Here is an 11,099-nt window from a genome sequence, read left to right as displayed (position 1 = left end):
TCCTGACTGCCTGAGGAGGTGTGCCACGTGCCGCAGAGCCCGCCACCGGAGTCCTTCGCCACCCCGGCGGTGCTGGCTGAGGAGCGCAGGCTCCGCAAAGATCTCGGATTCTGGGGCCTGACCGCGATCGGGTTCTCCAACATCCTCGGCTCCGGCTGGCTGTTCGCCGCCATGTACGCCGCCCAGACCGCGGGACCGGCCGCTCTGCTTTCCTGGATTGCGGCGGGTGCGCTGTGCGCCCTGCTGGCCCTGGTCATGGTGGAGCTCGGGGCCACCCGTCCTGAGGGCGGCGGCACCGTGCGCTGGCCTCTGTACGCGAGCGGGCGACTGGTCGGCACGGTGATCGGCTGGTCCGTGCTGCTCTCGGTCGGCGGTACCGCGGCGGAGATCAGCGCGATCATGCAGTACGCCGCGCACTACCTGCCGGGGCTCCACAGCGGCGGCAGACTGAGCGTCTCCGGCCTTGGCGTGGCGGTCGGGCTCAGCGTTCTGCTGACGGCGCTCAACTGGTTCGCCGTGCGGATGTTCGCGCGGCTGAACAACCTGGTGTCGCTGTTCAAAGTCGCGGTCCCCGTCGTCACGGTCATCGCGCTGTTCCTGTCGGGCACGCATTCCGGTCGCCTCACCGACCACGGCGGCTTCGCACCGTACGGCTACGCGGCATGCCTGACCGCTCTCGCCGGTGGTGGCATCGTCTACTCCGTCAACGGCTTCCAGGCCCCGCTCGACTTCTCGGGTGAGGCCCGCAATCCGCGCCGTAATGTGCCGGCGGCCGTGCTCACCGGAATCGGTCTCGCCGTGCTGGTCTACCTCGCGCTCCAACTCGCCTTCCTGTTCACGGTGCCCGAGTCCCTGCTGACCCACGGCTGGCAGGGTGTCAACTTCGAATCGCCGTTCGGGCAGCTCGCCCTGGTGCTCAATCTGCACTGGCTGGCCACGCTGCTCTACGCCGACGCGGTGATCTCCCCGGGTGGTTCGGCCTATGTGGGGGTGGCGATCGACGCCCGGCATACGTATGCCCTGGCCAAGAACGGCCTGCTGCCGCGCTTCTTCATGCGGATCGATGCCCGGTCCGGCATGGCGCACCGGGCACTGGTCCTGAACCTCGCGGTCATCATCGTCTTCCTGCTGCCGTTCGGCGGCTGGCAGGACATCGTGAGCGTGATGGGGGACATGTATCTGCTCATCTACGCGGCTTCGGCGGTCGCCGTCGCGGTGTTCCGGGCACACGACCGGGAGCGGGGGGTGCCGCGGACGGAAGGACAAGCGCCGGGGGTGCACTGGATCGCACCGGTCAGTTTCATCGTCGCCAGCGAGTTCATCTTCTGGTCGGGCTGGCACGACCTGCGCCTCGCGCTGCCGCTCGTCCTGGTCGGTGTCCCGCTGTTCCTGGTGCAGCGGCGCGAAACCGAGGGGCCTGAGCCGCGTCATGAACTGCGGCAGGGCGCCTGGCTGATCTGCTACCTGGCCGGACTGACCGTGCTGTCCCGGCTCGGCACCTTCGGCGGTTCCGGGCGTTTGCCGGCGCCGTACGACTCCGTCACGGTGGGCGCCGTCGCGCTCATCGTGTTCGTATGGGCGGTGCGTTCGGGCGTCGACCATCTGCGGACCGCTCCGGCCGGTCCGGCCGCGGCGCCGTCCGTCTGAGCGGATCACGATGTGCCGTACCCCCTCTGTGCCGGCCTGAAGCTCGACACCAGTGTCCTTGCCGGGCGTTGCCGTGGGATCCCGAAGGGCCGGCGGCAGACATGCGGAAGGGGAGAGCCCCGTACCTCGGCCCCTCGCCGCCGAGGTCCCGGCCCGCAGGGCTCCCCGCCCCGGCAGCCGTGCTCCCGCGCCCCGTACCGTGGCGCTCACCTCGTCATCTCGCCTACAGGAGTACACATGAGCTTCGATGTCGACGCTGTCCGCGCCCAGTTCCCCGCCCTGAAGTCGGGTTCCGCCCGCTTCGACGCCCCCGGCGGCACCCAGACACCTCAACCGGTGATCGACGCCATCGCGGACGTACTGGCCAACCCGCTGGCGAACCGCGGCCTCACCACCGAGGGCGAGCGCAATGCGGAGGCTGTCGTGACCGGCGCCCGCCGTGCGCTGGCCGATTTGCTGGGTGCCGATCCGCGGGGCATCGTCTTCGGTCGCAGCTCCACCCAGCTCGCCTACGACCTGTCGCGCACCCTCGCCAAGAACTGGGGCCCCGGCGACGAGGTGGTCGTCAGCCGGCTCGACCACGACTCCAATATCCGCCCCTGGATCCAGGCGGCCGAGACTGTGGGCGCCGTCGTCCGCTGGGCAGACTTCGATCCGGCCACCGGTGAGTTGACGACCGACGACATCGCACAGGTGCTCTCCACGCGCACCCGCTTGGTCGCCATCACCGCAGCGTCCAACCTGATCGGCACCCGCCCCGACATCCCGGCCGTCGCCGACCTCGTCCACCGGGCCGGAGCACTGCTGCATGTGGACGCGGTGCATTACGCCTCGCACGCCGCTGTCGACCTGCCCGGCCTCGGCGCGGACTTCCTGGTCTGCTCGCCGTACAAATTCCTCGGCCCGCACCTCGGCGTGCTGGCGAGCCGCCCCGAGCTGCTGGAGACGCTGAGGCCGGACAAGCTCCTGCCCTCCACCGACGCGGTTCCCGAGCGCTTCGAACTGGGCACGCTGCCCTACGAGTTGCTCGCCGGTGCCCGCGCTGCGGTGGACTTCCTCGCCGGGCTGGCCCCCAGCACCGACGGCACCCGCCGGGAACAGCTGCTCGCCGCCTTCGAGGCGATCGAGACCCACGAGGACGCCCTGCGGGCCCGTATTGAGCAAGGGCTGGCCGCCCTCGGCGGTGTCACCGTGCACTCCCGGGCCGCCCACCGCACGCCGACCCTGCTGCTCACCCTGGCGGACCGAAGCGCCACCGTCGCCTCGCGATATCTGGCGGAGCGAGGTGTCGATGCTCCGGCCGGCTCGTTCTACGCGCTGGAGGCATCCCGCAGGCTCGGACTGGGGGACGAGGGCGGACTGCGGATCGGTCTGGCCCCTTACAACAGCGCCGAGGATGTCGACCGGCTGCTGGACGCCCTGTCCGGTTTTCTGGGCACCTCGCCCGCCGGCGGCTGACGCGGGCGGCCCGCCCGCAAGCTGTTCGGGTACCTCGCGCAGCAGCAGGAGAGGCCATGGCCTGGTCGGGCTCTGTACCGCAACCGCACGGCGCCTCGCCGGCGGTGCGGGCGCTGCGTACCGCTGCGCCGATGGCCTCCGGCGCCGCTGCGCGGCGAGGAAGGAAGCCGCGCCCGGATCCAGGTCCCGGAGCGGGTCGGGCTCGGCGGCTGTGGGCACGGTGCCTCCTCGGAAATGACGACTCACCGGGCAACTTCTCCGTCGCGGCGCCAGGCTGCGGCCCTCGGCGATGCCGATGGACGCCTATCGTGAGGGTGAGCACTACGTGGTGGCGTTCGATCTGCCCGGTGTCCCGCCGGACGCGATCGACATCGATGTGGAGAGCACCATGCTGACGGTCAAGGCCGAGCGCCGGCCGACGGCCGAGGCCGAGGATGTGCAGGTGGAGCGGTCCGAGCGTCCGCTCAGTGTGTTCTTCCGCCGGGTCGTGCTCGCCGGCAGCCTCAGTACCGGGCACATCGACGCCGACTACGACGCGGATGTGCTGACCCTGCCTATCCCGATCGCCGAGCGCGCCAGGCCTTGCAAGATCACCATCGGCGGACATGCGGCGCGCATGGAGATCAACGGCTGAGCGGGGTCCCACCTGTACTCGGCGGCGGAGGCCGGGACGGAGCTCTCCTCCTTCCTCCGGTCCCGTCCTCCGCCCTTCGCGAAGGGGACAACTGCGATGACTCTGAGGTGGGAAGCGTTCCTGGACCGGGTTCAGGAACGCGGCGAGTACAGCACCAGGCTGGAGGCGGAACGCGCGGCCCGCGTCGTCCTGGCACTGCTGGGCGCGCATCTGGTGGGCGCAGAACGGTCCGAGCTTGCCGCCCGGCTACCGGAAACGTACGCCCTGATTCTGCTCAACCCGTTGCCGGCGACCGAACCGCTGTCCTCGGAGCAATTCGTACGGGCCACCGCGGCCTGGATCGAGGGAGCTACCGAACAGACCGCCACGTGGGACGTCGGCGCCGTGCTGAGCGTCGTCGCGGACGCGGCCGGTGAAGAGCTCACCCGTCGCATCCTGCTGCAGCTGCCCGCGGGTTACGGGCTCCTCTTCGGCTGCCCCGAGCCGACCTGAGCGTCGGCGCGCAACTGCGGGCCGAGCCGTACCCGGAGCAGGACGGGGAGCCCGACGGCGAGCGTATGAGCGCGCTCCTTCAGGCGCCCATCGCCTCCGTCGCTTCCCGGGTGATCCGCTCGAACTCGGCGCCCATGGCCGCCGCCAGTGCCTGTGCGGCTGACATGGGGCGAACCATCACCATCAAGTCGTCGATCTTGCCGTCCTCGTCGACGTGCAGGAAATCGCAGCCGTTGATCTCCCGGTCGCCGACCTTCGCCTTGAAGACGAGGGCGTGGTCGCGGCCGTCGGCTCCCGCTATCTCCCGTACGTAGTGGAAGTCGGTGAAGACCCGCGAGACGCCGCGCACGATTGACGCGGTGATCGCCTTCCCGGGGTACGGCTTGAACGCCACAGGGCTGGTGAACACGACGTTCTTGGCCAGCAGAGCCTCGATTGCGGCGTGGTCCCCGGCCTCGACCGCCTTGCGGAAGGGATGCATCCCGGCCACCTCTCCTAGGCAAATAGTTGATTAGGTGCGGATGTTAGGCTGCTGCCATGGCATTGCGCAATGCGGTACTCGCGGCACTTCTGGACGGCGAGGCCTCCGGGTACGACCTGGCCAAGGTTTTCGACGCCTCGGTGGCCAATTTCTGGATGGCGACCCCGCAGCAGCTGTACCGGGAGCTCGATCGGATGGAGTCCGACGGCCTGATCGAGGCCCGGCTCGTCCAGCAGGTGCGGCGTCCCAACAAGCGGCTGTTCTCCCTCACGGCGGCCGGACGCCAGGCCCTGCGCGACTTCACCGCCGAGCTGCCCAGGCCCACGGCCATCCGCGACGAGCTGATGGTCAAGGTGCACGCCCTGGATGAAGGCGACCCCGACGCCGTGCGCGCGGCCATCACCGAGCGGCGGGAGTGGGCCAGGGCCAAGCTCGCCCGCTACGACCGGCTCCGGGACCGCCTGCTCGACGGGCGGACGGAGCAGGAGTACCTGGCCCACGCCGAGCGCATCGGCCCCTACCTCACCCTCATGCGGGGCCGGGTCTTCGAGCAGGAGAACATCACATGGGCCGAGCAGGCCCTGCACGCCCTGGAGCAGCGCAGCGGCGTGTCCCGTTAGACCCGGCGTGTCCCGTCAGCCGGTGGGAGCGTGAGCGACGACCGGCGGAGCAGTCATCCCGGGCGCGCCGCACGCCAAGGTCCTGTGCGGCGTCGAGCGGGCGGCCGGGGCGCGCGAGTGTAGCCGGCCGGTGCAAGGGCCCGGGTCCGTCGCCGTTCCCCACGCCTGGCCGGTCCGCCGACGGCTGATCGAGGTGGCGCGCTCCTGGTGGGCCCGGGCTGCTACCGTTGGTCGGATCCCATCATCGTCATTCGCCCGTTCTTGCGGTTTGCCGGCTTCTCCGCCTGCCGGGAATTCCTCGATACGTGCCGCACATCGAGGAAGGCTCGTCATGAAGCATCCAGCTCGCACGGACACCACGCAGGATGAGTTCGCCCTGCCGGAGACGATCACCCCGGCCCTGCCGGCGGCCGCCTCGTTCGCCGACCTGGATCTTCCGCCCGCCCTGCTGAAGACGCTCACCGGCCTTGGCGTGAACCACCCGTTCCCGATCCAGGCGGCCACGCTGCCCAATTCCCTCGCGGGCCGGGACGTCCTGGGCCGGGGCCGCACCGGGTCGGGCAAGACCCTCGCTTTCGGTCTGGCGCTGCTCACGCGGCTCGCAGGCCGGCGAGCGGAGCCGAAACGGCCCCTCGGGCTGATCCTCGTACCGACCCGGGAGCTGGCTCAGCAGGTCGGGGAGGCCCTCACGCCGTACGCCCGGGAGCTGAAGCTGCGGATGGTCACGGTGGTCGGCGGCATTTCGATCGGCAGGCAGGCCGGCGAACTGCGGGCCGGGGCCGAGGTCGTTGTTGCGACGCCCGGACGCCTGCACGACCTCATCGAGCGCAAGGACTGTCGCCTGGACCGGGTGCGCATCACCGTCCTGGACGAAGCCGACCAGATGTGTGACATGGGCTTCCTGCCCCAGGTCACCGAACTGCTCGACCACGTGCACCCCGACGGCCAGCGGATGCTGTTCTCGGCAACCTTGGACCGCGACGTCGACCTCCTGGTCCGCCGCTACCTCCACGACCCGGTGGTCCACTCGGTCGACCCGTCGGCAGGGGCGGTGACGACGATGGAACACCATGTACTGACCGTCCACGGCGCCGACCGGTACGCCGTCACGACCGAGATCGCGGCCCGGGACGGACGGGTGCTCCTGTTCCTGGACACCAAGCACGCGGTCGACCAGTTGACCAAGCACCTGCGGGCCAGCGGTGTGCGAGCCGCCGCGCTGCACAGCGGCAAGTCCCAGCCCCAGCGCACGCGCACCCTCGCACAGTTCAAGAACGGTCAGGTCACCGCATTGGTGGCCACCAATGTCGCGGCCCGGGGCCTGCACGTGGACGACCTCGACCTGGTGGTCAACGTCGATCCGCCGAGTGACCACAAGGACTATCTGCACCGTGCCGGGCGCACCGCCCGTGCCGGTGAATCCGGCAGCGTCGTCACCCTGGTCCTCTCGAACCAGCGCCGCGACATGAGCCGGCTGATGGCCGACGCCGGTATTACGCCGAAGATCACCAAGGTGCGCTCGGGTGAGGCGGAACTGAGCCGGATCACCGGTGCCCGTGCCCCGTCCGGCCCTCCTCTCGACGGCGGTCCAGCCGCGGCGCGTCCCGCCGGCGGCCACGCCCCGTTCCGTGGCATGGGTACGGCCCGGGGTGATTCCGGGCGCGCCGGTGGCGGGTCCCGCCGCGGAGACGAGGCCCGCAAGATGGCCGAGGCCCGCAAGGCCGCACGGGTGCGCCGCGGCTCGTAGCGGGGCCGGGACCGGGGAGTGGGCGGACCGCGGACAACGACCGCCTGCATGTGCGTGCCGAGCCGGGCGGACCATCGAGGCGTTCCGGCCGGCCCTGAGCCACGTTCCGTCCCGACCGGCACGGCCACGCCGGGGGTGCTCACGCCGCCAGAGGCCGGTCCCCTGGCGCGATGGGGGCAGGCAGCACCGTGGAGCCACTCAGGAACCGGTCCGTCGCGGCCGCGACGGACCGGCCCTCCGCGATGGCCCACACCACGAGGGACTGGCCACGTCCCGCGTCACCGGCGATGAAGACTCCGTCCGTCCTGGTGCGGACCGTCTGCTCGACCGTCTCGGCAGCGAATGCGGCATCCCGGGCGAAGTTCCCCCGGTTGTCCAGGGTGAGCCCCAGCTGCTTCATGATTCCGGTGCCCCGTTCGGGACCGTAGAAGCCGAGCGCGAGCAGGACCAGATCGGCCGCCATCAGATGCTCGGTGCCCGGCCGCGGCCTTCTGACCACGGGTTCCACCTTTGCCAGGCGCAGTCCGCGCACGTGGCCGGCCTTGTCCCCTTCGAAACGGAGGGTGGCGGAGGCGAAGACTCTTGGATCCGCGCCCTTCCGCCCCCGGGCCTCCTCATGGGCATGGGAGATCCGATAGACCTTCGGATACGTGGGCCACGGCTCGGTGTCCCGCCGGGTCTCGCCGGGCTCCGGATTGATATCCAGCTGCACCACGGAGCTCGCGCCCTGGCGCAGGGCGGTGCCGAGACAGTCCGAGCCGGTGTCCCCGCCGCCGATGATCACCACGTGCTTGCCCTCGGCGGTGACGGGAGGCGAGACGTAGTCGCCCTCCCCGACCCGGTTGGCGAGGGTCAGGTAGTCCATGGCCTGATGAATGCCGTCCAGCTCGCGACCGGGGACGGGCAGCTCACGTTGTCCCCTGGCCCCTACGGCGACGACCACCGCGTCGTGACGTCTTCGGAGTTCGGCGGCATCGAGATCGCTGCCGACGTCCACACCCGTGCGGAACTTGGTTCCTTCGGCCCGCATCTGTTCGATGCGGCAGTTCAGGTGGTGCTTCTCCATCTTGAATGCGGGGATCCCGTAGCGCAGCAGTCCGCCGATGCGGTCGGCCCGCTCGTAGACGGCGACGGTGTGACCGATGCGGGTGAGCTGTTGGGCTGCCGCCAGTCCGGCGGGTCCGGAGCCGATGATGGCGACGGTCTTCCCGCTGAGCCGCTCGGGCGGTTGCGGTGGCGTATACCCGCGCGCCCAGATCTGGTCGGCGATCGCCTGTTCGACGTTCTTGATCGTCACTGGATCGGCGTTGATGGTGAGCACGCACGCGTCCTCGCACGGCGCCGGGCACAGCCGCCCGGTGAACTCCGGAAAGTTGTTCGTTGCGTGCAGTCGCTCGGCGGCGGCCCGCCAGTCGGCCCGTGCAGCGTAGGCGTTCCACTCGGGGATGAGGTTTCCCAGCGGGCAGCCGTGGTGGCAGAACGGTATGCCGCAGTCCATGCAGCGCCCCGCTTGCTCGGAGACGAGCGGAAGGCGTGGCTGGCCCGCGTAGACCTCGTCCCAGTCGCTCAGCCGTTCATCGACGGGGCGTGCCGGGGCCGGTCGGCGGGGAACTTTGAGGAAGCCGAAAGGGTCGGTCATGCGCCGCCTCCGTTGCCCCTTGCGGTGTACCGGCGTTTTGGTCAGCCTACGCCTGCTTCCTACCGCTTTCATCGGCCTGCGGGCTCCGGGACTCCTGCAGGCGGTCCTGCGCGGCTCCTGTGATCAGGTCGTGGACCGAGAACTCTCCGGGCATCTGGTTCCCCTGAGGAGCGTCGTCCGGTGAGTGCGATCGCAAGGCGGCCGGACGTCCTGGGACGGGGTCTCCCCTGTTCGACCGGAGCTGAGAGCTTGGGGGGCGAGCTACCAGAACTTGTGGCTGACGCGGCAAGCGGGCGTGCCGGGCGGCGCGAGGCAGGCGGGACGTTCGAAACACGGCCTAGGAGGGGGCTGAAGATCTTGGCCGGATCAGCGAGCGGCGTCTGGTGCGTGCAGCTGCAAGGCGCCGAAGCGGCCTCATAGCGGAGCTGTCAGGCCGTTTTGGCAACGCCGCAGATGTGTGTGCAAGGCGTCGGGAGCCCAGCCAAGATCTTCAGTGCCCTCCGAGCGGGGAGAAACCTGAGTACCTTGCGCGCGACGGCCTCCACGAGGGTCTCCCCGGCCTCGGCGGTTCAGGTGGAAGTCTTCGCCGGCTCCGGCTCCGTGGTCCCTGCCGTGGTGGGCTTGTCGAGCCGCTTGCCGAGCAGGACGAACAGCAGGACGAGCCCAACCGTGAGCAGGGTGTGGCCCAGGCCGGCGATTCCCGGCACGGCCTCGGGGACATGCTTGCCGAGCACTGTCTCGATGCCGTGGACGCCCATCATGATGACGGTGATCGCGATGCCCGCGTTGTAGAACCAGAAGAACGCGGTGAAGAGTTTCGTCCCGGACAGCTGGAACTGCTTGTCGAGGGCGAGGACGATGAGGAAGCCCAGCATGCCCAGGGCGAGCAAGTGGGTATGCATGACCGCCAGTTGCGTGTCGCCCCGAAAGTCGTGGGCCTTGGTGAACTCCCGGTAGAACAGCCCGGAGATCACTCCCAGAATCATGTAGACGTGTGCCGCTACGTACGACTTCCGCATCTCTGTGCCAGCCCCCTGCCGATCAAGTGACGCTTCGACGGGGGTCATTGAATCATTCTGCGGTGTAGCTGTCTGCCGGGTTCGGGAGAACGCACAAAGCCGGGCAGAGCGGCCCTCGCCCGCCCCTGCGGTGTTCCAGGGATGCGCCGGTCTCCCCGACCCGGGCGGCAGCCCTGCTCGGCGCCGGACTGCCGCAGTGAAAGCGCCGGAGAGGTCGCCGACCTGCGTCGTGCCTTCCGCAGCCGGCGCTGAAGCGTCTCCCTCGGCCGGGTCCCGCCGGACGCCCGGACGATCCGTCCTCGGCCGGGCACAGCAGGCGCTCCACCCCATGGATCGGCGCCGATGCACCACTCAGCCGCTCCTGCGGGCGAAGCAGTCGCCGCACATGACGCACCTCAGCGCAGCACGGAACGCGCGATGCGGAATCCTACGTCGTCGATCCGGAAGGTCGGGTGGCTGCGGCGCCGCACCGAGGCCCGGCAACTCCAGTGCTCGTCAAACCATCCACCGCCACGCAGTACCCGGTAGCTGCCGTAGACCTCGGCATCGTAGATGTCCCAGCACCACTCCCACACGTTGCCCAACATGTCGTACATGCCCCACGCGTTGGGCTGCTTGCCGCTCACGTCGTGAATCCGCTCGCGGGAGTTGCCGCGGTGCCAGGCGATCTCGTCGAGCTGCCCGTACCGCGCGTCGGTCGTACCGGCACGACATGCGTGTTCCCACTCGGCCTCGGTCGGCAGTCGGTACCCGTCAGCAGATGCGTCCCATTCGATGCCTTCGGCGTCAGCGCAGAGGCGATAGGCGGCTGCCAACCCCTCTTGCTGGGAAAGGGTGTTGCAGAATCGGACCGCGTCCCACCAGGAAACGCCTTCGACGGGCAACCGGTCTCCTTGGGCGCTGCTCGGGCGCTGACCGGTGACCTGCGCATAGTGCGCCTGAGTGATCGGGAACGCCGCCAGCCGATAAGGCGCGAGCTCGGTCGACCAGCTCCGCTGCGTTCGCCGGTCCGACAGCGTCACCCGTCCCGGCGGAATGGCGATCAACTCGATTCCTGCGTTCACGTCCATAAGCAGGCGATCGTACCGGGGCGTGATCGTCGTCGCCTCGGAGCTGCCCGTGGGTCGGGCCGCGGAAATTCCGGAACCAGATTGTCGGCCGACACCAGCGCTGCCTGATAGGGGACTTCAGCCCTCCAACGGGCCGGAACTCCGTTCTGTCCGTCCGCTGTCGGCGGCGCGGCCGCGTGAGTCCAGTGGCCGTCTGTCGGGGCACGTTGCTTCTTCCCCGGCCTGTTATCTTTACGTGACTTCGCGGCGCGACTCTCGGTCATGCTTTGGCCTTTGGTGTGGTGAGGTCGGT

The 11,099-nt window shown here is 69.6% G+C and carries 9 protein-coding genes and 1 pseudogene; 6 read left to right on the top strand and 4 right to left on the bottom strand.

Annotated elements, in window-relative coordinates:
* Nucleotides 1-27 precede the first annotated feature (27 nt).
* From ACIBB8_RS21215 to ACIBB8_RS21200, 4 genes and pseudogenes are all read left to right on the top strand, one after another.
* Nucleotides 28-1,647 (top strand): APC family permease, encoded by a 1,620-nt coding sequence (locus tag ACIBB8_RS21215; RefSeq protein WP_398954274.1) that lies wholly within the window; start codon nt 28-30, stop codon nt 1,645-1,647.
* Between the two features lie 237 nt (nt 1,648-1,884).
* Nucleotides 1,885-3,105: a cysteine desulfurase-like protein gene (locus ACIBB8_RS21210; RefSeq protein ID WP_398954272.1), complete on the top strand. Its 1,221-nt coding sequence runs from the start codon at nt 1,885-1,887 to the stop codon at nt 3,103-3,105.
* Nucleotides 3,106-3,343: 238 nt separating this feature from the next.
* Nucleotides 3,344-3,739: pseudogene (locus ACIBB8_RS21205) on the top strand (Hsp20/alpha crystallin family protein); the annotation flags it as partial.
* A 96-nt stretch (nt 3,740-3,835) separates the two neighbouring features.
* Nucleotides 3,836-4,231 (top strand): DUF2267 domain-containing protein, encoded by a 396-nt coding sequence (locus ACIBB8_RS21200; RefSeq protein WP_398954271.1) that lies wholly within the window; start codon nt 3,836-3,838, stop codon nt 4,229-4,231.
* Between the two features lie 79 nt (nt 4,232-4,310).
* Here ACIBB8_RS21200 and ACIBB8_RS21195 read toward each other — a convergent pair whose 3' ends face one another.
* Nucleotides 4,311-4,712 carry a nuclear transport factor 2 family protein gene (locus ACIBB8_RS21195; protein WP_398954269.1) on the bottom strand — a complete coding sequence of 134 codons (402 nt, stop codon included), beginning with the start codon at nt 4,710-4,712 and terminating at the stop codon, nt 4,311-4,313.
* A gap of 56 nt (nt 4,713-4,768) precedes the next feature.
* Here ACIBB8_RS21195 and ACIBB8_RS21190 point away from each other — a divergent pair, with 56 nt between their 5' ends.
* Together ACIBB8_RS21190 and ACIBB8_RS21185 are read left to right on the top strand one after the other, a co-directional pair.
* Nucleotides 4,769-5,332: a PadR family transcriptional regulator gene (locus ACIBB8_RS21190; protein ID WP_398954267.1), complete on the top strand. Its 564-nt coding sequence runs from the start codon at nt 4,769-4,771 to the stop codon at nt 5,330-5,332.
* A 331-nt stretch (nt 5,333-5,663) separates the two neighbouring features.
* Entirely contained in the window at nt 5,664-7,079 is a 1,416-nt protein-coding gene (locus ACIBB8_RS21185) for a DEAD/DEAH box helicase (protein WP_398954265.1), read from the top strand.
* A 139-nt stretch (nt 7,080-7,218) separates the two neighbouring features.
* On the opposite strand, the gene ACIBB8_RS21180 is transcribed toward ACIBB8_RS21185, so the two are convergent.
* The 3 genes from ACIBB8_RS21180 to ACIBB8_RS21170 all read right to left on the bottom strand — a co-directional run bounded on the left by ACIBB8_RS21180 (nt 7,219) and on the right by ACIBB8_RS21170 (nt 10,807).
* Nucleotides 7,219-8,718, bottom strand: a complete 1,500-nt coding sequence (locus ACIBB8_RS21180) for a glutamate synthase subunit beta (RefSeq protein ID WP_398954263.1) — start codon at nt 8,716-8,718, stop codon at nt 7,219-7,221.
* 569 nt (nt 8,719-9,287) lie between these two features.
* A complete protein-coding gene (locus ACIBB8_RS21175; RefSeq protein WP_398954261.1) occupies nt 9,288-9,737 on the bottom strand; it encodes a DUF2871 domain-containing protein in 450 nt (149 codons plus the stop codon).
* A gap of 395 nt (nt 9,738-10,132) precedes the next feature.
* Nucleotides 10,133-10,807, bottom strand: coding sequence for a formylglycine-generating enzyme family protein (locus ACIBB8_RS21170; protein WP_398954259.1), 675 nt, complete (start codon nt 10,805-10,807; stop codon nt 10,133-10,135).
* Nucleotides 10,808-11,099 lie beyond the last annotated feature (292 nt).

Source organism: Streptomyces sp. NPDC051286, assembly GCF_044455345.1.
In the GTDB taxonomy this organism is placed as follows: domain Bacteria; phylum Actinomycetota; class Actinomycetes; order Streptomycetales; family Streptomycetaceae; genus Streptomyces.
The sequence above is the reverse complement of the archived record's forward strand: the minus strand, read 5'-3'. Positions and strand labels throughout refer to the sequence as shown.